At 72.0% G+C, this 19,804-nt stretch carries 16 protein-coding genes; 8 read left to right on the forward strand and 8 right to left on the reverse strand.

The annotated features are described in order from the left end of the window. Positions 1–7 precede the first annotated feature (7 nt). Both ACSMHG_RS04110 and ACSMHG_RS04115 read right to left on the reverse strand, forming a co-directional pair. A complete protein-coding gene (locus ACSMHG_RS04110; RefSeq protein WP_435742133.1) occupies positions 8–787 on the reverse strand; it encodes an electron transfer flavoprotein subunit beta/FixA family protein in 780 nt (259 codons plus the stop codon). 143 nt (positions 788–930) lie between these two features. Further along, on the reverse strand, positions 931–1,257 hold the full coding sequence (locus tag ACSMHG_RS04115; RefSeq protein WP_435742134.1) for a hypothetical protein: 327 nt from the start codon (positions 1,255–1,257) through the stop codon (positions 931–933). Between the two features lie 117 nt (positions 1,258–1,374). On the opposite strand from ACSMHG_RS04115, the gene glgX reads away from it, so the two are divergent. Next, positions 1,375–3,522 carry a glycogen debranching protein GlgX gene (gene glgX / locus ACSMHG_RS04120; protein ID WP_435742135.1) on the forward strand — a complete coding sequence of 716 codons (2,148 nt, stop codon included), beginning with the start codon at positions 1,375–1,377 and terminating at the stop codon, positions 3,520–3,522. 48 nt (positions 3,523–3,570) lie between these two features. Here glgX and glgP read toward each other — a convergent pair whose 3' ends face one another. Then, a complete protein-coding gene (gene glgP / locus ACSMHG_RS04125) occupies positions 3,571–6,147 on the reverse strand; it encodes an alpha-glucan family phosphorylase (RefSeq protein WP_435742136.1) in 2,577 nt (858 codons plus the stop codon). A gap of 194 nt (positions 6,148–6,341) precedes the next feature. On the opposite strand from glgP, the gene ACSMHG_RS04130 reads away from it, so the two are divergent. Genes ACSMHG_RS04130 through ACSMHG_RS04150 form a run of 5 tightly spaced genes read left to right on the forward strand, consistent with a single transcriptional unit; the run spans position 6,342 to position 14,631 of the window. Continuing rightward, entirely contained in the window at positions 6,342–8,339 is a 1,998-nt protein-coding gene (locus ACSMHG_RS04130) for an alpha-1,4-glucan--maltose-1-phosphate maltosyltransferase (RefSeq protein ID WP_435742137.1), read from the forward strand. Positions 8,340–8,386: 47 nt separating this feature from the next. Next, the gene (gene treS, locus ACSMHG_RS04135) at positions 8,387–10,111 is read left to right on the forward strand and encodes a maltose alpha-D-glucosyltransferase (RefSeq protein WP_435742261.1); all 1,725 of its coding nucleotides are present in this window, start codon (positions 8,387–8,389) and stop codon (positions 10,109–10,111) included. Next, positions 10,108–11,571, forward strand: coding sequence for a maltokinase N-terminal cap-like domain-containing protein (locus tag ACSMHG_RS04140; protein WP_435742138.1), 1,464 nt, complete (start codon positions 10,108–10,110; stop codon positions 11,569–11,571). The genes treS and ACSMHG_RS04140 overlap by 4 nt, the downstream gene beginning before the upstream one ends. Then, entirely contained in the window at positions 11,568–13,820 is a 2,253-nt protein-coding gene (gene glgB, locus ACSMHG_RS04145) for a 1,4-alpha-glucan branching protein GlgB (protein WP_435742139.1), read from the forward strand. The genes ACSMHG_RS04140 and glgB overlap by 4 nt, the downstream gene beginning before the upstream one ends. 52 nt (positions 13,821–13,872) lie before the next feature. Then, positions 13,873–14,631 carry an NUDIX hydrolase gene (locus tag ACSMHG_RS04150; RefSeq protein ID WP_435742140.1) on the forward strand — a complete coding sequence of 253 codons (759 nt, stop codon included), beginning with the start codon at positions 13,873–13,875 and terminating at the stop codon, positions 14,629–14,631. Here the strand turns inward: ACSMHG_RS04150 and ACSMHG_RS04155 are convergent. Further along, a complete protein-coding gene (locus tag ACSMHG_RS04155; protein WP_435742141.1) occupies positions 14,555–15,505 on the reverse strand; it encodes an EamA family transporter in 951 nt (316 codons plus the stop codon). The two genes, ACSMHG_RS04150 and ACSMHG_RS04155, sit on opposite strands and share 77 nt — an antisense overlap. A 72-nt stretch (positions 15,506–15,577) precedes the next feature. Between ACSMHG_RS04155 and ACSMHG_RS04160 the strand changes: the two genes are divergently transcribed. Further along, positions 15,578–16,477 (forward strand): LysR family transcriptional regulator, encoded by a 900-nt coding sequence (locus ACSMHG_RS04160; protein ID WP_435742143.1) that lies wholly within the window; start codon positions 15,578–15,580, stop codon positions 16,475–16,477. Between the two features lie 54 nt (positions 16,478–16,531). On the opposite strand, the gene ACSMHG_RS04165 is transcribed toward ACSMHG_RS04160, so the two are convergent. From ACSMHG_RS04165 to ACSMHG_RS04180, 4 genes are read right to left on the reverse strand one after another with little or no spacing between them, the layout of a single operon-like run. Further along, positions 16,532–17,488, reverse strand: coding sequence for a co-chaperone YbbN (locus ACSMHG_RS04165; protein ID WP_435742144.1), 957 nt, complete (start codon positions 17,486–17,488; stop codon positions 16,532–16,534). Positions 17,489–17,498: 10 nt separating this feature from the next. After that, complete coding sequence (locus ACSMHG_RS04170; protein ID WP_435742145.1) at positions 17,499–18,716, reverse strand: acetyl-CoA hydrolase/transferase family protein; 1,218 nt, start codon at positions 18,714–18,716, stop codon at positions 17,499–17,501. A gap of 49 nt (positions 18,717–18,765) precedes the next feature. Beyond that, on the reverse strand, positions 18,766–19,287 hold the full coding sequence (locus ACSMHG_RS04175) for a PH domain-containing protein (RefSeq protein WP_435742146.1): 522 nt from the start codon (positions 19,285–19,287) through the stop codon (positions 18,766–18,768). 7 nt (positions 19,288–19,294) lie between these two features. Next, positions 19,295–19,456, reverse strand: coding sequence for a hypothetical protein (locus ACSMHG_RS04180; RefSeq protein WP_435742147.1), 162 nt, complete (start codon positions 19,454–19,456; stop codon positions 19,295–19,297). Positions 19,457–19,618: 162 nt separating this feature from the next. Between ACSMHG_RS04180 and ACSMHG_RS04185 the strand changes: the two genes are divergently transcribed. Continuing rightward, complete coding sequence (locus ACSMHG_RS04185; RefSeq protein WP_435742148.1) at positions 19,619–19,798, forward strand: hypothetical protein; 180 nt, start codon at positions 19,619–19,621, stop codon at positions 19,796–19,798. Positions 19,799–19,804 lie beyond the last annotated feature (6 nt).

Raw genomic sequence — 19,804 nt, forward strand, 5'->3', positions numbered from 1 at the left:
CAGCGCCTCAGATGAACTTCTTGGACACGAGGAACTCGGTCAGCGCGGTCGCGCCGGAGCCGTCCTCGTCCTTGACGACCTCGCCCTGGGTGCGCGGCGGACGGGCGGAGGTCTCCTGGACCTCGGTCCACGCCACGGACAGGCCGACCTCGCCGGCGTCGACGCCGATGTCGGACAGCGACCAGGTCTCCAGCGGCTTCTTCTTCGCCGCCATGATCCCCTTGAACGACGGGTAGCGGGCCTCGCCGGTCTGGTCGGTGACCGACATGACCAGCGGCATCGTCGCGCCGATGACCTCGGTGGCGGTGTCGGAGTCGCGCTTGACACGCACCTGGTCTCCCTGGGTCTCCACGACCGAGGCGAAGGTGACCTGCGGCAGGTCGAGCCGCTCGGCCAGCATCGCCGGGATGACCGAGCCTGAGGCGTCGGTCGAGGCCATGCCGCACATGACGAGGTCGACCGGCTTCTCCGCGCCGGCCTTCTCGATCGCCTTGGCGAGCACCAGCGAGGTGGCGACGTAGTCGGAGCCGGCGATGGCCTCGTCGGAGACGAGCACACCGGAGTCGGCACCCATCTGCAGCGCCTTCCGGACGGCGTCGACCGCCTTCTCCGGACCCACGCAGAGCGCGGTCACGGTGGTGTCGTCGCCGGCCTTCTCCTTCAGCTGCAGCGCCTGCTCCACGGCGTACTCGTCGAGCTCCGAGAGGAGCCCGTCGACGCCGACTCGGTCCACGGTGTTGTCCGACTCGAACTGCCGATCAGCAGTGGAGTCGGGCACGTACTTCACACAGACAACAATGTTCATGGTGACGGCCGGTTCGGCCCCTCCTGTGCTCTCGGATGTGGTGGCGAGGCTACCGCCGAGTCACCTAGGGGGGAACACGGCCGTCGGTGGACTACCTCACAACGCTCGGCGCGGGCCGGCGGCCCTCACGGCCGGATGACGCGGTCGAGCAGACGCCCCGCGACCAGCCACGCCACCGCGCCCAGGCCCCAGTTGAACAGCACGTTCTTGGTCTCGGCGTTGTCGCCCTCGAACTCCTTGATGCCGTTCTCGCGGGAGAAGAGCCCGAGGTCGACGAAGTCGGCCACGTCGATGATGAAGGACACCAGGCCGTTGTCCCGGTTGGCGCCGAGTGCGATGCACAGCGCGCCGATGGCCAGGAAGAGCGCCGCCACCGCGCAGATCGTCCACGCCACCTGCGCCAGCCGCGTCCGGATCGCCTCCGAGCCTCCGCTGTCGACCTTCCGTGCCATGTCGCTTCCCCTGTCGTCGTCGTTCCGGCGCGCCCCGCGCGGGGCTCCCGAGGTGCCCGTCCGGCCACTGGCGGGCCATTGTGCACCTCACAGACAGCCGTCGGGGAGGATGAAGGGGTGAGTCCCGGGATGTGGAGAAGCGAGGGAGAGCGCGCCGCCGTCTGGCCGGGGCGCAACTGGCCCCTCGGCGCGACGTGGAGCGAGGAGTCGACCAACTTCGCGGTGCACGCGCCGCAGGCCACGGCCGCGTGGGTCTGCCTGGTCGACGACGAGGGCGGCGAGACCCGCCACCGGCTGACCGAGCAGGCGTTGGGCATCTGGCACGGCGCCATCCCAGGCGTCCGGCCGGGGACCCGGTACGGCTACCGCGTCGACGGCCCGTGGGACCCCGCGGCCGGCCTCCGGTTCAACCCGCACAAGCTGCTGCTGGACCCGTTCGCGCGCGCGGTCGCCGGGGAGCTCACGGTGACGCCGGCCGTCTTCGGCTACGACTTCGACGCGCCGGACCGGATGAGCGAGGAGGACTCCGCGCCGTACGTGCCGCTGGGCGTGGTCGTCCGCGACGACTTCGACTGGGGCGACGACCAGCCGCTGCGCCGGCGCTGGCGCGACACCGTCATCTACGAGCTCCACGTCAAGGGCATGACCGCCCTCCACGACCGGGTCCCCGAGGAGCTGCGCGGCACGTACGCCGGGCTGGCGACACCGGCGGTGATCGACTACCTCAAGGACCTCGGCGTGACGGCGGTGGAGCTGCTGCCGATCCACCAGTTCGTCTCCGAGCCGGCCCTCGCCGAGCGCGGGCTGACCAACTACTGGGGCTACAACACCCTCGGCTACTTCGCCCCCCACAACGCCTACTCCTCCTCGGGTGACCGCGGGCAGCAGGTGACGGAGTTCAAGGCGATGGTCAAGGCCTTCCACGACGCCGGTCTCGAGGTCATCCTCGACGTCGTCTACAACCACACGGCCGAGGCCGGGCCGCTGGGCCCGACGCTGTCCTTCCGCGGCCTCGACGACTCCGTCTACTGCCGGGTGGGCGGCGACCCGGCGGAGGTCCCGCCGGACACCTACTGGGACGTCACGGGCTGCGGGAACACCGTGGACGCGGCCAACCCGTTCGCGTTGCGGCTGATCCTCGACTCGCTGCGCTACTGGGTGAGCGAGATGCACGTCGACGGCTTCCGCTTCGACCTCATGTCGGCGCTGACCCGGGTCGACCACCGCATCGACATGGACTGCCACCTGATCACCGCCATCGGCCAGGACCCGGTGCTGCGGCACGCGAAGCTCATCGCCGAGCCCTGGGACGCCTCCATGGAGGGCTACCGGGTGGGCGAGTTCCCGCCGCCGTGGGTGGAGTGGAACGACCAGTACCGCGACGAGATCCGGGACTTCTGGCGCAACCACGCCCCGGGCATCCGCACCGTCGCCACCCGGCTCGCCGGCTCGAGCGACCTGTACGCCGACGACGGGCGCTCGCCGTACGCCTCGGTCAACTTCATCACCGCCCACGACGGCTTCACGCTGCGCGACCTCGTCAGCTACGAGCACAAGCACAACGAGGCCAACGGCGAGGGCAACCGGGACGGCACGGACAACAACCGGTCGTGGAACCACGGCGTCGAGGGCGAGACCGACGACCCCGCGCTCGTCGCGGTCCGGCGGCGGCAGGCGGCGAACCTGATGGCGACCCTCTGCCTCTCCAACGGCGTGCCGATGATCACCGCCGGCGACGAGCGGGGGCGCACCCAGCGCGGCAACAACAACGCCTACTGCCAGGACAACGAGATCTCCTGGATCGACTGGCGGCCCGACGACGCGTGGCTCGACGTCCACGAGGTCACCAAGCAGGCGCTCCGGCTCCGGCGCGAGCACCCGGCCCTGCGGCAGCGGCACTGGTTCGAGGGCCGGCCCGCCATCCTCGGCGGCCCCAAGGACCTGGCCTGGCTGCACCCCTCCGGCCGGGAGATGGAGGCCGAGGACTGGCACGACCCCGAGCTGCGGACGATCGGCATGTTCGTGTCCGGGGCGCCGCTGCGTGCGCCCGGCCCGCGGGGCGAGCAGCAGGTCGACAAGTCCTTCATCCTGTGGTTCAACGCCACCTGGCTGCCGCAATCGGTGCACCTGCCGGAGAACGACTGGGTGCAGACCGGCGAGGTCGTGCTGTCGACCGACGCCCGGCTACCGGTCGGCACGGAGGTCAAGGCCGGCGACGAGCTGGTGCTGGGCCGCCGTACCGTCGTGGTGCTGCGCCAGGCCTGAGCCGTGCGGGGCTGCCACCTCGACCGTGCGGGGCTGCCACCTCGACGGTCAGGCCGGCAGCGCGACGAGGCCCATCTCGGCCGGGGAGACCAGGAGGTCGTTGACCGGCAGGACGCGGACGGTCCAGCCGAAGGCGCCGGAGTGGCCCAGCGTCACCTCGCCGTCGAACCGGTGGCGGCCGCCCTCGTAGCTCTCCGCGACCTGCAGCTCGGTGACGGTGGTGTCGCGCAGCTCGTCCTCGCTCGTCGCGCGGCCGTGCACCAGCTGCACGGTGACGTCCTCGGGCGAGAGGTCGCCTAGCGCGACGTAGGCGCGCACCGACATCACCGCGCCGACCTCGGGGGCGTCGCCGACGCCCATGCTCTCCACGTGCTCCACGCGCACGCCGGGCCAGGCCGAGCGGACCTTCCGCTTCCACGCCGCGAGCTGCGCCGCCCCGGCGTAGTCGTCGTTGGCTCGCCGGGCGTTGACGGCGGCCGGGACGTAGAGCTCCTGGGTGTAGTCGCGCACCATCCGGGTGGCCAGCACCTTGGGCCCCAGCGAGGTCAGCGTGTGGCGCAGCATCTCCAGCCAGCGGGTGGGGACGCCCTCGCCGTCGACGTCGTAGAAGCGGGGAGCGACCTCGTTCTCGATCAGGTCGTAGAGCGCCGCCGCCTCGAGGTCGTCACGCCGGTCGACGTCCTCGACGCCGTCGGCGGACGGGATCGCCCAGCCGTTCTCGCCGTCGTACCACTCGTCCCACCACCCGTCGAGGATGGAGAGGTTGAGCCCACCGTTCAGGGCGGCCTTCATGCCGGAGGTGCCGCACGCCTCGTAGGGGCGCAGCGGGTTGTTCAGCCACACGTCGCAGCCGGGGTAGAGCGGCTGCGCCATCGCGATGTCGTAGTTGGGGAGGTAGACGATCCGGTTGCGCAGCTCCGGGTCGTCGGCGAGCTGGACGATGGCCTGGATCAGCTTCTTGCCGCCGTCGTCGGCCGGGTGCGCCTTGCCCGCCATCACCAGCTGCACCGGTCGCTCCGGGTCGGTCAGCAGCCGCCTGAGCCGGTCGGGGTCGCGCAGCAGCAGGGTCAGGCGCTTGTACGACGCGGCCCGGCGCGCGAAGCCGATGGTCAGCACGTCCGGGTCGAGCGCGTCGTCGATCCAGCCGAGCTCGGCCGGCGCGGCGCCCCGCTTCTCGAACGAGCGCCGCAGGCGCCGGCGCGCGTCGGCCACGAGCCGCTCGCGCAGCTGCCGCTTGACGTCCCAGATCCGGCGCCCGGGGATCTTCTCCACCGCGCTCCAGTAGCTGTCGAGGTCGTCGGGGTCCGCGCCCTCGTCGACGGCGAGCGCCATCACCTCGCGCGCGACCCAGCTGGGCGCGTGCACGCCGTTGGTGATGGAGCCGATGGGCACCTCCGCCTCGTCGAAGGCGGGCCACAACCCGTTGAACATCTCCCGCGAGACGTGGCCGTGGAGCTGGGAGACGCCGTTGGCCCGCTGGGCGAGCCGGAAGCCCATCACCGCCATGTTGAAGACCCCGGCGTCGCCACCCTCGTAGTCCTCCGCGCCGAGCGCCAGCACCCGGTCGACGGGTACGCCGGGCAGCGGGCCCGCGTCGCTGAGGTACTGCTCGACCAGGGTGCGCGGGAACCGGTCGATCCCCGCCGGGACCGGGGTGTGGGTGGTGAAGACGGTCGACGCGCGGCCGACCTCGAGCGCGGTGTCGAAGTCGAGCCCCGGGCCGCCCTCGGCGACCGTGAGCTCGCGGATCCGCTCCAGGCCGAGGAAGCCGGCGTGGCCCTCGTTGGTGTGGAAGACCTCCGGCGCGGGGTGGCCGGTGATCCGGGCGTAGGTCCGCAGCGCGCGCACGCCACCGACGCCGAGCAGCAGCTCCTGGCGCAGCCGGTGCTCGCTGTTGCCGCCGTAGAGCCGGTCGGTGACGCCGATGTAGTGGTCGGGGTTCTCCTCCACGTCGGTGTCGAGCATCAGCAGCGGCACCCGCCCGACGCTCGCCACCCAGATCCTCGCGAGCAGGTCCGGCCCGTCGGGCATGGCGAGCGAGACCGTCGCCCGCGTGCCGTCGGTGTCGCGCAGGAGGGAGATCGGCAGCTCGTCCGGGTCGAGGACCGGGTAGGTCTCCTGCTGCCAGCCCTCGCGGGAGAGCGACTGCTTGAAGTAGCCGTGCTTGTAGAGCAGGCCGACCCCGATGATCGGGACGCCGAGGTCGCTGGCCGCCTTGAGGTGGTCGCCCGCCAGGATGCCGAGGCCACCGGAGTACTGCGGCAGCACGGCGGTGATGCCGAACTCCGGGGAGAAGTAGCCGATCGCGGCCGGACCGTCCGCCGGCCCGCGCTGCTGGTACCACCGGTCCGCGGTGAGGTACTGCTGGAGGTCGGCACGGGCGGCCGAGAGCTGGTCGAGGAAGTCCCGGTCCCCCGCCAGCTCGTCGAGCCGGGCCCGGCCGACCGAGCCCAGCAGCTTCACGGGGTCGTGGCCCGTCGACTCCCAGAGCTCGGGGTCGACGCGCGCGAAGACGTCCTGGGTCTCCGGGTGCCACGACCAGCGCAGGTTGCCGACGAGCTCGCCCAGCGAGGCCAGCTCGGGCGGGAGGACGGGACGGACGGTGAATCGACGGATGGCACGCACGGCGTCGACGCTAGCGGGGTTCTTTGAACGATCCAACATGTTCCGGCGAAGTCGTCGGCTCCCCGTTCGACCCTTGGCCCGATGGGTACAAGGCCCGTCGAGCCCCTACCCGCGGCGACGCGAGCGTCGTACCGGGGGCGACCGCGAGGCACGCGGCTTGCGTGCCCGCACCGGGCCCTCACTAGGTTGGAGCAATGGTCGGACGCATCCCCGTCATGAACGTCATGCCCGTCGTCGACCTCGGTCGGCAGCCGGCGAAGGCGACCGTCGGCGAGCCGCTGCCGGTGCGCGCCACGGTCTTCCGAGAGGGGCACGACAAGCTCGGCGCGGAGGTGGTGCTCACCGACCCGCGCGGCCAGCGGCGACCGCCGGTGCGGATGGCCAAGCACCCCGAGGTCCCCGACCGGTACGACGCCTGGGTGACGCCCGACGTGGAGGGCGCGTGGACCTTCGAGGTCCAGGCCTGGTCCGACCCGGTCGCCACCTGGCAGCACGCGGCCGGCCTGAAGATCCCCGCCGGGGTCGACGTGGAGCTCATGTTCACCGAGGGCCGCCTGCTGCTCGAACGGGTCCGCGGCGACCTGGACGGCAAGGACGTCGCCGCCCGCGAGGTGCTCGACGCGGCGATCGAAGCCTGCACCGACACCGCGCGCCCCGAGGCCGCCCGACTGGCGGTCCTCCAGTCCCCCGAGCTCGGGGCGCTCCTGCTCGGCCACCCGCTGCGGGAGCTGGTGACGGTCGAGGGTCCCTACCCCCTCTTCGCCGACCGCGAGCTGGCGCTGTTCGGCAGCTGGTACGAGTTCTTCCCCCGCTCGGAGGGCGCCACCCGCGACCCCGAGACCGGCAAGGTCACCAGCGGCACGTTCCGCACGGCGGTCGCCGGCTTGGAGCGCGCCGCCGCCATGGGCTTCGACGTGGTCTACCTGCCGCCCATCCACCCGATCGGCGAGGTCAACCGCAAGGGGCCCAACAACACGCTGACGCCCGGCCCGGACGACCCCGGCTCCCCCTGGGCCATCGGGTCCAAGGACGGCGGCCACGACGCCGTGCACCCCGACCTCGGGACGCTCGAGGACTTCGACGCGTTCGTGGCCCGCGCCCGCGAGCTCGGCCTCGAGGTCGCCCTCGACCTCGCGCTCCAGGTGGCCCCCGACCACCCCTGGGTCACCGAGCACCCGGAGTTCTTCACGACCCGTGCCGACGGCTCGATCGCGTTCGCGGAGAACCCGCCGAAGAAGTACCAGGACATCTACCCCGTCAACTTCGACAACGACCCGACCGGCATCTGCCGCGAGGTGCTCCGGATCGTGCGGCACTGGATGGCCCACGGCGTCCGGATCTTCCGGGTCGACAACCCGCACACCAAGCCGGTGGCGTTCTGGGAGTGGCTGCTCAAGGAGGTGCGCCGCACCGACCCGGACGTGCTGTTCCTCTCCGAGGCCTTCACCCGCCCCGCGATGATGCACGGCCTCGGCGCGGTGGGCTTCCACCAGAGCTACACCTACTTCACCTGGCGCAACGCGCGGTGGGAGATCGAGGAGTACCTCCGCGAGCTGGCGACGGAGTCCGACCACCTGATGCGACCGAACTTCTTCGTCAACACCCCCGACATCCTCCACGCCTACCTCCAGTACGGCGGGCCGCCGGCCTTCAAGATCCGGGCCGCGATCGCGGCGACCGGCGCGCCGAGCTGGGGCGTGTACTCGGGATACGAGCTCTTCGAGCACGTGGCGGTCAAGCCCGGGAGCGAGGAGTACCTCGACTCGGAGAAGTACCAGATCCGGGTCCGCGACTGGGACGCCGCCGAGCAGGAGGGGCGCACCCTGGCGCCGTACCTCACGCGGCTCAACGAGATCCGGCGCCAGCACAAGGCCCTGCAGCTGCTGCGGAACGTCGTCATCCACTCCAGCGACGACGACAACGTCCTGGTCTTCAGCAAGCACGCACGCCCCGAGGACACCCCCGACGGCTGGCCCGACGACGTCATCGTCGTGGTCAACGTCGACCCCCACGCCACCCGCGAGACCACGGTCCACCTCGACCTGCCTGCGATGGGCATGGACTGGGGCGACTCGTTCGTCGTCCAGGACGAGATCACCGGCCAGGAGTGGTCGTGGTCGCAGCACAACTACGTGCGCCTGGACCCCTACCACGAGCCCGCGCACGTCCTGACCGTGAGGAGGAGCCGGTGACCGACGCCCCCGCAGCGCCGGAGCGGACCGACCAGCACCTGAGCCCGATGGGCCAGGCCCCCGAGGGGGACCCGTTCCCCGACGACACCGCCAAGCAGCCTGACTGGTTCAAGACAGCGGTCTTCTACGAGGTGCTGGTCCGCTCGTTCCGCGACTCCAACGGCGACGGCACCGGGGACTTCCGGGGCCTGGTCGAAAAGCTCGACTACCTCGAGTGGCTGGGCGTCGACTGCCTCTGGATCCCGCCGTTCTTCTCCTCGCCGCTGCGCGACGGCGGGTACGACGTCTCCGACTACACCAACATCCTCCCCGAGATCGGGACGGTGGACGACTTCCACCACTTCCTCGACGAGGCGCACAAGCGCGGCATCCGCGTGATCATCGACTTCGTCATGAACCACACCAGCGACCAGCACCCGTGGTTCCAGGCCAGCCGCGAGGACCCCGACGGCCCCTACGGCGACTTCTACGTCTGGTCCGACACCGACGAGCTCTACCAAGAGGCGCGGATCATCTTCGTCGACACCGAGCCGTCGAACTGGACGTGGGACCCGGTGCGCCAGCAGTACTACTGGCACCGGTTCTTCTCCCACCAGCCGGACCTCAACTTCGACAACCCGAAGGTCCACGACGCGATCCTGGAGGCGATCGCCTTCTGGTTCGACATGGGCCTGGACGGCTTCCGGCTCGACGCGGTGCCCTACCTCTACGAGCGCCCGGGCACCAACGGCGAGAACCTCCCGGAGACCCACGAGTTCCTCCGCAAGGTGCGCCGCTACGTCGACGAGAAGTACCCGGGCAAGGTGCTGCTGGCCGAGGCCAACCAGTGGCCGGCCGACGTCGTCGACTACTTCGGCGACTTCGAGTCCGGTGGCGACGAGTGCCACATGTGCTTCCACTTCCCCGTCATGCCGCGCATCTTCATGGCGGTCCGGCGGGAGTCGCGCTTCCCCATCTCGGAGATCCTCGAGCAGACGCCGCCGATCCCCCACGGCTGCCAGTGGGGCATCTTCCTGCGCAACCACGACGAGCTGACCCTCGAGATGGTCACCGACGAGGACCGCGACTACATGTGGAACGAGTACGCCAAGGACCCGCGGATGAAGGCCAACATCGGCATCCGCCGGCGGCTCGCCCCGCTGCTCGACAACGACATCAACCAGATCGAGCTCTTCACCGCGCTGCTCCTCTCGCTGCCCGGGTCGCCCGTCCTCTACTACGGCGACGAGATCGGCATGGGCGACAACATCTGGCTCGGCGACCGCGACGGGGTCCGCACCCCGATGCAGTGGACCCCCGACCGCAACGCCGGCTTCTCCTCGGCGACGCCCGGCAAGCTGCACCTGCCGCCGGTCCAGGACCCGGTCTACGGCTACCAGAGCGTCAACGTCGAGTCGCAGATGGAGAACACCTCCTCGCTGCTGCACTGGACCCGCCGGATGATCCACGCGCGCCGCCACCACCCCGCGTTCGGCCTCGGCTCCTTCACCGACCTGGGCGGCTCAAACCCCACCGTGCTGTCCTACGTGCGCGAGCACGCCCAGGACGGCGACGACGACGTGATCCTGTGCGTCAACAACCTGTCGCGCTTCCCGCAGCCGGTCGAGCTCGACCTGCGCCGCTTCGAGGGGATGGTGCCGGTCGAGCTGCTCGGCGGCGTGCCGTTCCCCGCGATCGGCGAGCTGCCCTACCTGCTCACGCTGAGCGGGTACGGCTTCTACTGGTTCCGCCTGACCCGGCCCGACCACCCGGAGGAGGGACAGCTGCTGTGACCCATGGCGAGAGTGCTGACCACATCGACGCTGACCACATCGACGCCCAGGTCTTCGTCACGTACCTGGAGAAGACCCGCTGGTTCGGCGGCAAGGGCCGACCGTTCGAGGTCACGGCCGTGCGCCGGATCGGTGACGTTCCCGGCTCCGTCGAGGGTGGCCCACGCGTCGTGGACCACCTCGTCGAGCTGACGTACGGCGACGCCCCGGCCAGCCCGGGCGGTGCCGCCGAGAAGGAGGTCTACCAGGTCCCCCTCGCCCTCTACGCCGAGCCGGAGTCACGCCTGGACCATGCGTTCATCGGCTGGTGGGAGGAGCCCGGCGCGGGCTGGGTGCACGCCTACGACGCCCTGCACGACCGTGAGGCGATGGCCTGCTGGCTGCGCTCCTTCGTCGCCGCCGCTCAGGAGCCGGTCCGGAGCCACGGGCTGACCTTCTCCCGGCTGCCCGGTCACGACCTCGACGCCGAGGGCGTCGCGTCGCTGTTCACCGGCGAGCAGTCGAACTCCTCGGTCGCCTTCGGCGAGGACTCGATCATGAAGGTCTTCCGCAAGGTGACCGCCGGACCGAACCCGGACGTGACCGTGCACGAGGCCCTCACCCGCGCCGGCTCCGAGCACGTCGCCGCCCTCTACGGCTGGCTCACCTGGACCGACCCGGACGGCGAGGAGTACCACCTCGCGATGCTCCAGCAGTTCCTGCGGACCGCCACCGACGGCTGGGACCTGGCGCTCTCCAGCGTGCGGAACCTCTTCTCCGAGGCGGACCTCCACGCCCACGAGGTCGGTGGCGACTTCGCCGCCGAGTCGGCCCGGCTCGGGGAGTCGCTGCGCGAGGTCCACGAGGCGCTGCGCGACCACTTCCCCGCGGAACGCCGGGGGGCGGACCACACCCGCGAGCTCGCGGCCGGCATGCGCGCGCGGCTCGACGCCGCGCTCGAGGTGGTGCCCGAGCTCGCCCAGCACGCCGACGCGCTGCGCGCGGCGTACGACGCCGTGGCCGCGCTCGACGGCGTCGACGTCCAGCAGGTCCACGGCGACCTCCACCTCGGGCAGACCCTGCGCACCGCGCTGGGCTGGAAGATCGTCGACTTCGAGGGCGAGCCGGCCAAGCCGCTGGCCGACCGGCTGCTGCCGGACAGCCCCTGGCGCGACGTCGCGGGGATGCTCCGCTCCTTCGACTACGCCCCCCGCGTGGTCGAGCGGCAGAGCGCCGACCTCTCCCCCGACGACGACGAGGTGGCCACCCAGCTCGCCTACCGGGCCGAGGAGTGGGCCCACCGCAACCGCAACCACTTCCTGACCGCCTACGCCGGCGGCGAGCCGACGCCCGAGCAGCAGGTGCTGCTGGCGGCGTACGTCGCCGACAAGGCCGTCTACGAGACCGTCTACGAGACCCGCAACCGGCCGGGCTGGGTGTCCATCCCGCTCGAGGCCGTCGCACGGATCGGAGCGTCATGACCAGCACCCCTCGCAACACCGACACGACTGCCAGCACCACCGGCACCACTCCCACGGTGAAGCCCGTCCCCCGCGAGCAGCTCGACCAGCTCCTGAGCGGCGAGCACGGCGACCCGCACGCCGTCCTCGGCGCGCACCCGCACGAGGGCGGCGTGACCGTCCGGGTGCTCAAGCCGCTGGCCTCGAGCGTCACCGTCGTCGGGGCGTGGGGCGAGACCCGGCTCGAGCACGAGTACGAGGGCTTCTGGTCCGGCGTGCTGCCGGTCGCCGACGTGCCGGACTACCGGGTGCGCGTGGCGTACGACGGCGACCCGATCGAGCTCGACGACCCCTACCGGTTCCTGCCGACCGTCGGCGAGGTCGACCTGCACCTCATCAACGAGGGGCGCCACGAGGAGCTGTGGCGCGTCCTCGGGGCCCGGGTCCACCACTACGCCGTGCCCGGGACCGAGGAGACCGTCAGCGGCACGTCCTTCGCCGTCTGGGCGCCCTCGGCGCGCGGCGTCCGGCTCAAGGGGTCGTTCAACTCCTGGGACGGCCGCGAGCACCCGATGCGCCAGCTCGGCAGCTCCGGCGTCTGGGAGCTCTTCGTCCCGGCGCTGGGCACCGGAACGGCCTACAAGTACGCGATCCTCGGTCAGGACGGCCAGTGGCGGGAGAAGGCCGACCCGCTGGCGGCCTGGGCCGAGGAGCCGCCGGCCACCTCGTCGCTGGTCTACGAGTCGACCCACGAGTGGGGCGACGACGAGTGGATGGCCGAGCGGCCCACCAAGCAGCCGGTGGCCGAGGCCATGTCCGTCTACGAGATGCACCTCGCCTCGTGGAAGAAGCACCCCGACGGCCGCTACTGGTCCTGGGCAGAGCTCGCCGACGAGCTGCCGGACTACCTCGCGGACCTCGGCTTCACCCACGTCGAGCTGATGCCGGTGATGCAGCACCCGTTCGGCGGCTCGTGGGGCTACCACGTCACGTCGTACTTCGCGCCGGACTCGCGGTTCGGCGATCCCGATGGCTTCAAGCTGCTCGTCGACCGCCTCCACCAGGCCGGCATCGGCGTCATCCTCGACTGGGTGCCCGGGCACTTCGCGACCGACGAGTGGGCCCTGGCCCGCTTCGACGGCACGCCCCTCTACGAGGACCCCAACCCCCAGCGCGGCTGGCACAAGGAGTGGGGCTCGCACATCTTCAACTTCGGCCGGCACGAGGTCCGCAACTTCCTCTACGCCAACGCCATCTACTGGCTCGAGGAGTTCCACGCCGACGGCCTGCGGGTCGACGGCGTCGCCTCGATGCTCTACCTCGACTACTCCCGCGAGGAGGGCGAGTGGACGCCGAACAAGCACGGCGGCCGCGAGAACCTCGAGGCGGTGCAGTTCCTGCAGGAGATGAACGCGACCGTCTACAAGCGGGTGCCGGGCATCATCACCGTCGCCGAGGAGTCCACCTCCTGGCCCGGCGTCACCCGGCCCACCTCGGCCGACGGGCTCGGCTTCGGCTTCAAGTGGAACATGGGCTGGATGCACGACTCGCTCGGGTACGTCGCGCGTGAGCCCGTGCACCGCTCCTGGCACCACGGGGAGATGACCTTCTCGCTGGTCTACGCATGGTCGGAGAACTACGTCCTGCCGATCAGCCACGACGAGGTGGTGCACGGCAAGGGCTCGTTGCTGCGCAAGATGCCGGGCGACCGGTGGCAGCAGCTCGCGAACCTGCGTGCCTACCTGGGGTTCATGTGGGCCCACCCCGGCAAGCAGCTGCTCTTCATGGGCGCGGAGTTCGGCCAGGAGTCGGAGTGGGCCGAGGCCCGCGAGCTCGACTGGTGGCTGGTCGACCACCCGGAGCACCGGGGCGTGCAGGCGCTGGTCCGCGACCTCAACCGCGTCTACACCTCCTCCCCGGCCATGTGGCGGGCCGACCACGACCCCGCCGGCTTCCAGTGGATCGACGCCAACGACGCCGGTCGCAACACCTTCTCCTTCATCCGCCGGGTGCCCGACGGCGCGGACGTCCCCGAGCTGGCCTGCGTGGCCAACTTCTCCTCCGTGCCGCACGACGGCTACCGCCTCGGCCTGCCCTCGGAGGGGGTGTGGGAGGAGGTCGTCAACACCGATGCCGAGGCCTACACCGGCTCCGGCGTGGGCAACCTGGGGTCGATCACGGCCGTCGAGGGCGAGCACCACGGGCAACCGGCGCATGCCGACATCGTGGTCCCGCCGCTCGCGACCCTGTGGTTCCGCCGCCGGGCGTGAGCGCCGGGACGCAGCGAGGAGGAGGTCACCGGCGAGGTCCTAGGGTGATCCCGTGACCGACCAGCCGACCACCGTCACCACGGTCGCGGAGGGCGTCGCGCGGATCGCCTGGCTGCCCGGCGAGCCCGTCGACGTCGTACGTCGCGAGGTCGCCCAGGCGCTGACCCGCCATGCTCGCGTGGAGGCCCTCGTCGACCCGGCCGACGACGACGGCCAGCGCACGGCCACGTGGGCCGGTATGCGCCGGGAGGGCGTGATGCGTGGCGTCACCGTGGACGGCTCCCCCGTCGACCGCATCGTCTACGCGCGGCTCGCCACCGACGTCCCGACCGACCAGCCCGAGGGCTTCCGCGCGCTGCTCAACTCCTTCCTCCCGCGCAAGCGCGCCATCGGGCAGATGCTCATCCGCGACCAGGACGCGCGCGTGCTGCTGTGCCAGCTGACCTACAAGCGCGACTGGGACCTCCCTGGCGGGGTGGTCGAGGTGGGCGAGTCTCCTCAGGTGGCGGTGGCGAGGGAGGTCGAGGAGGAGCTCGGCCTCCGGCTCCCGGCCGGGCCGCTCCTGCTCACCGACTGGCTGCCGCCGTGGAGCGGGTGGGACGACGCCCTCTGCCTCGTCTTCGACGGCGGCGCCCACGACGCGTCGCTGACCGACCGCGTCGTCAAGCAGGTCCGGGAGATCCGGTCGGCCGCGTTCTGCACCCTCGAGGAGGCCGACGAGCTCTGCGCCGACTTCACCGCGCGACGGGTGCGGGCCGCCGTGGCCAACCTCGACGGCGGCCCGGCGTACACGGAGTCCGGTCGAGGGTGAGGCCGGGGCGCCGTCCGCTGCCGGCGGGGCGGCGCAGGGCGACCAGCACGCCGGCGACGAGCACCAGCCCGCCGCCGGCCTCCGCGGCGTTCGGGGCCTGGTCGAGCAGCAGCCACGCCGTACCCATCGCGACGACGGGAGCGAGCAGCACCCACGGCACCACCGCGGCCGAGGCGTTCCTCGCCAGCAGCGTGTTGAAGACGCCGTAGCCGACCAGGGAGGCGAGCCCGGCGGTGTAGAGCGTCGAGGCTGCTGCCTGCCAGCCGAACGCCGCGATCCCGGCGCTCACCGCCGCCGGCCCGTCGACCACGAGCGACAACGCGAGCAGCGGCACGGGGACCACGGTCGCCGACCAGACGGTGAGACCGAGCCCTCCGGGCACCTTCGCGGCGCGGGAGACGACGTTGCCGACGCCCCAGGAGAGCGCTCCGAGCAGGCAGAGCACCAGCGCGGCGAGGGGCACGTGACCCCCACGGCCGACGGCCACGACCACCAGCCCGGCAGAGCCGAGCAGGACGCCGGCCACCTGCCCCGTGGTCGGCCGCTCCCGCAGCACCCCGGCCGCGATCACGATGGTGAAGACGACCTGGGCCTGGAGCACCAGCGCCGCGAGGCCGGGCGGCAGGCCGGCCGCCATCGCGACGTAGAGGAAGCCGAACTGACCGAGCGACATGAAGGCACCGACGGCAGCGAGGGTGCGCCACCGCACCGCGGGACGCGGGACCAGCCACACGGCCGGGACGACGACGGCCACGAAACGCAGGGCGCAGAAGAGCAGCGGCGGCACCTCGCCCATCCCCCAGTCGATGACGACGAAGTTGAACCCCCACACGGAGGCCACGAGCGCGGCGAGCAGGCTGTCCCGACGGTTCACCCGACCAGCCTGGCCACCGTGGCGATGAAGCACCAGCGATGCATTCTGCGTCGGACCATGTAGCGTCGCTTCATGATCGACCTCGCCGCACTGGCGTCGCTACGAGCGGTCGCGACGCACGGCTCCGTCGTCGCCGCCGCAGAGGCACTGGGCTTCACCCCGAGCGCCGTGTCGCAGCAGGTGAAGCGACTCGAGCGACAGACCGGGGTGCCGCTGCTCGAGCGGGTCGGACGGGGCGTCGTGCTGTCCCGGCACGGCCGCCACCTCGTCGAGGAGGGCGGCCGGCTCCTCGCGGACCTCGAGCAGCTCGAGGCCGGACTGCACCGACAGGCCGGGGCCGTGGCCGGTCACCTCCGGATGACGGCGTTCTCCACCGCGGTCCGTGGCCTCGTCGCCCCACGCGTGAGGGCCCTGCTGGACGACCACCCCGGCCTGACGGTCAGCCTGCACGAGTGCGAGCCCTGGGACACCGTCGACCTGGTGGCCTCCGGGCAGGCCGACCTCGGCGTGGTGCACCGGTGGGGAGGCGTGCCGCTCGCCGTGCCCGACCACCTGGCGACGACACCGGTCACCCAGGACGTCGCCGACGTCGTGCTCCACCGCGACCACCCGCTCGCCGGCCGCGCGGAGCTCACCCCGCGCGACCTGCTCGACGAGGAGTGGGTGGCCACGCCGGGGAACACCATCTGCCGACAGTGGCTGCACCGGATGTACGACGGCACGGGGCGCCTGCCGCGGGTCGCCCACCAGTCGATGGAGTTCGACTCCCACCTCGCCCTGGTCCGCGCCCGCCTCGGCATCGCGCTGGTCCCCCGGCTGGGGCGCCAGCCGCTCGGGGAGGAGCTGGTCGCCGTCCCGGTCACCGACCCCGTCCCCGTCCGCGACGTCGTCGCGCTCCACCGCCGGAGCATGACGGCCTCTCCGGCCGTCGCCGCGCTGCTCGAGGCGCTCGTCGCCCCGGCAACCGCGTGAGGCCCAGCGTGCGCCCTGGCGCACGCTGGGCAGCACGCGCCGCGGGCGCCGGCGTCAGAAGAGCGCCGAGGCGAGGGCCTGCCGGCCCTTGACGACCCGGGGGTCGTCGTTGCCGACGGCGGCGAAGAGGCCGATCAGGTGCTCCCGCGCGGCGTTCCGATCGTCCCCCGACGAGCGTCGCACCAGCTCGATGAGCCGCCCGAAGGCGTCGTCGACGTGGCCACCGAGCATGTCGAGGTCGGCCACGAGCGTCTGTGCCTCGACGTCGTCGGGGCTCGCGGCCGCCGCCTGGCGGGCCGCGTTGACGTCGACGTCCTGGGTGCGCTGCAGGACCTTGGCCATCGCGAGACCGGCCGCGGCCTCCGCATCGGCGGGGTTGGCGTCGACGAGCTTCTGGTACTCCGCCACGGCCCGGTCGATGTCCCCCTCGCCCAGGGCGTCCTGCGCGGCGGCGTAGCGGGGGTCGACCTCGTCGGCCTCGCCGGTCTCCGCCCCACCAGCGGCGGCGCGCGGCTGGTGGCGCCCGGTGATGCCCTGGGCGGTCAGCTGCTGGGCCAGCTGGTTGAACAGCGCCCGCAGCTCGTCGAGGGACGCGGGGCCCGGGATCGGCTGCGTGGCCGGGCGCCCGTCCACCAGCACCAGCATCAGCGGCACCTGCGGGATCTGCATCGCCTGGGCGATCTGCGGGACGGCCTCGACGTCGACGAGGCCCGCCAGGAACCGGCCCTCGTGCTCCCCGGCGACCGTGGCCACGTCCTCGGCCATCTGGGTGCTCTCGGGAGAGCGCGACGGCGAGTGGAAGACGAGCGCGACCGGCGCGGTCATCGAGGCCTCGACGACCGCCTGGAAGCTCTGCTCGTCGACGGAGACGGCGTACGCCGACGCGGTCCCCGCGCCGCCACCGCCGCTACCGGCCGGCGCGCCGGCCGGTGCCGCGGAGGGCTGCTGGGCGGGTCGCTTCAATGCCGAGAGGTCGATGGCTCCCGGTCGCGAGAACGGCTGCTGCGTCATGCACCCAATCCTAGAGAGGCGGCAGCAGCCCCAGCTCGACCGCCTCCTCCCGCAGCTCCTCCCGGACGCTGGGGTGGGCGGCGTTGTCGATGAGCTGGCGGGCCTGCTCGCGCTGGTCCCTGCCGTAGACCTCGGCCAGTCCCTGCTCGGTGACGACGGCGCTCATCTGGAAGGAGGTCACCGGCTCGTCGACCAGCGGGACGATCGTCGAGACGTCGGCCTTCGGGTGCCAGGAGCGCAGGGCGATCATCGCCTGCCCACCGGGGCTGTGCAGGGCCCCGACGATGAAGTCGGTCTGACCACCGAACCCGGAGTGGATCCGTGCGTTGATCCGGGAGGCGTTGGCCTGGCCGAAGAGGTCGACCTGGAGGGCGGTGTTGACGCTGACCATCGCGGGGTTCCGCGCGATCCGGCCGGGGTCGTTGGTCACCTCGGTCCGGGCCATCGAGATCCGCTCGTTGCCGTCCGCCCACTCCAGCAGCTCCTCGGAGCCGAAGAGGAACGACGCGGTGATCAGCACGTCGGTGTCGAGGGCGCCCGCGCGCTCGAGGGCCAGGACTGAGTCGGAGAACATCTCCGTCCAGATCCGGAGCCCCCGGCGCCCCGCAAGGCCGCGCATCGTCGCGTCCGGCACCGCTCCGATCCCGGCCTGCAGCGTGGCACCGTCGCCCACCCTGTCGGCCACCAGGGCACCGATCCGCGCCGACGCCTCGTCGATCGTCGGCGCCGGGGCGTGCGGGAGCGCCTCGTCGGCCTCCACGAGGACGTCGACCAGCTCGAGGTCGAGCTCGGCGTCGCCGTAGGTCCACGGCAGGTGGTCGTTGACCTGCGCGATCACCACGCCACCGCGGGCGCGGACCGCCTCGACGGCCGCGGGCAGGACGTTGACCTCGGTCCCGAGCGAGATCTTCCCACCCCGCGGCCGGGTCGTGTGCAGCACGACGGCGTCGGGCGGCAGCGGGCCGGCGAAGAGCGTCGGCACCACCGACAGCCGGGACGGCACGTAGCTCAGCCGCGGGCTGCGCCGCTGCCCGGGGCCGACGAAGCAGGTCTCGAGGGTCACGCCCTCACGGTCGGGGAGGCCGCGCTGACCGTTGAGCGCCCACAACCGGTAGGACGACAGCGCCTCGTCGACGAGACGGAGCGTGTGCCAGGGCGTCGCGTGGTTGCCGCTGACGACCACGCGGGGGTTCTCCGGCAGCCGGCCGAGTGCTGGTGAGAGGTCCACGCGGCCATCCCACCAGACAGGCGAAACGGCCGGCCACGCGCCGACCGGGTCAGCCGAGGCGCGGGCCCCGCAACCCGGCGCGCTGCACCACCCGCTGGATGGCCAGGTCGCGCTGGACCGGCCGCCCGACGTACCGGACCTCGCGCAGCGCGCGGTCCTGGCCGGCGGAGTCGAACCGGAAGTGCCCGAAGCCGAAGATCCGCCCGTGCAGCGGGCGGACGACGGTGATGTCGAGGATGCGGTGCAGCGGCATCGTGGCCAGGTGGGTGGAGAGGACGCCGTGGATCCGGAAGACCCGCATGTTGGTGATGACGAACCGGTCGCGGTGCTCGCGCACGGCCCCCCACCCGGCGTGGGCGGCCAGCAGCAGCGCGGCGACGAGCACCACCCCGGACAGGTCGATGTGGACGACCGGCACCCAGGCCAGCAACGCCACCGCCAGCAGCACCTCGAGCATCGGCCTGGTGTAGGCGGCCCAGTGGTGCTGCACCTCGTCGACGATGACCTCGCCCTCGTCACGGAGCAGGTGTCGGCCGATGTCCGGGCCGCCCAGCGGGCGCGGCTGGCGCACAGCGCTCCTAGAGCTCGCCGAAGAAGCGGATGACGGCGCTGAAGAGATCCCCGGTCCAGGCGACCACCTGGCTCCCGACCTCCCCGCCGGTGTCGGCCAGACCGCTCGGGTCGGTCACCATCCAGAAGCCCAGGAAGAGCACGACCAGGACCAGTACTACCTTCTGCATCTCGTTCCGTTCCTCCGCAGACCCCATGACACGGACGGGGCCATGCTCACCGAGGCGCGCGGCGGCGTCCGGGAGGCGCGCCGGTCCAGACCATGGGCGGGAGCAGGGTCACAAACGTCGCACTCTCCTGCAGGTCGTCGCCGATCGGCCGATCATCAGGACGTGACCCGCATCGTGGACCACCTGCTCACCCTCGTCGCCGGCGTGATGATGGGCGCTGCCTGCAGCGCCGCGGCCGACGCGCTGGACCCGGTCGGCGCGGACGCCCGCGCGGACCTCACCGACGCCGCGATCGCGGCGTTCCTCGCCGACGCCTCGACGGCCCAGGACGAGCAGGCCTGACCCGGC

Origin of the sequence: Nocardioides ureilyticus, assembly GCF_051280745.1 — a bacterium.
Lineage (GTDB): Bacteria > Actinomycetota > Actinomycetes > Propionibacteriales > Nocardioidaceae > Nocardioides.

Coding starts and splice junctions, on each gene's coding strand:
- glgB (WP_435742139.1), top strand. CDS start 11,568: ATGACCAGCACCCCTCGCAACACCGACACGACTGCCAGCACCACCGGC.
- ACSMHG_RS04160 (WP_435742143.1), top strand. CDS start 15,578: ATGATCGACCTCGCCGCACTGGCGTCGCTACGAGCGGTCGCGACGCAC.
- treS (WP_435742261.1), top strand. CDS start 8,387: ATGGGCCAGGCCCCCGAGGGGGACCCGTTCCCCGACGACACCGCCAAG.
- ACSMHG_RS04165 (WP_435742144.1), bottom strand. CDS start 17,488: ATGACGCAGCAGCCGTTCTCGCGACCGGGAGCCATCGACCTCTCGGCA.
- ACSMHG_RS04180 (WP_435742147.1), bottom strand. CDS start 19,456: ATGCAGAAGGTAGTACTGGTCCTGGTCGTGCTCTTCCTGGGCTTCTGG.
- ACSMHG_RS04130 (WP_435742137.1), top strand. CDS start 6,342: ATGGTCGGACGCATCCCCGTCATGAACGTCATGCCCGTCGTCGACCTC.
- ACSMHG_RS04115 (WP_435742134.1), bottom strand. CDS start 1,257: ATGGCACGGAAGGTCGACAGCGGAGGCTCGGAGGCGATCCGGACGCGG.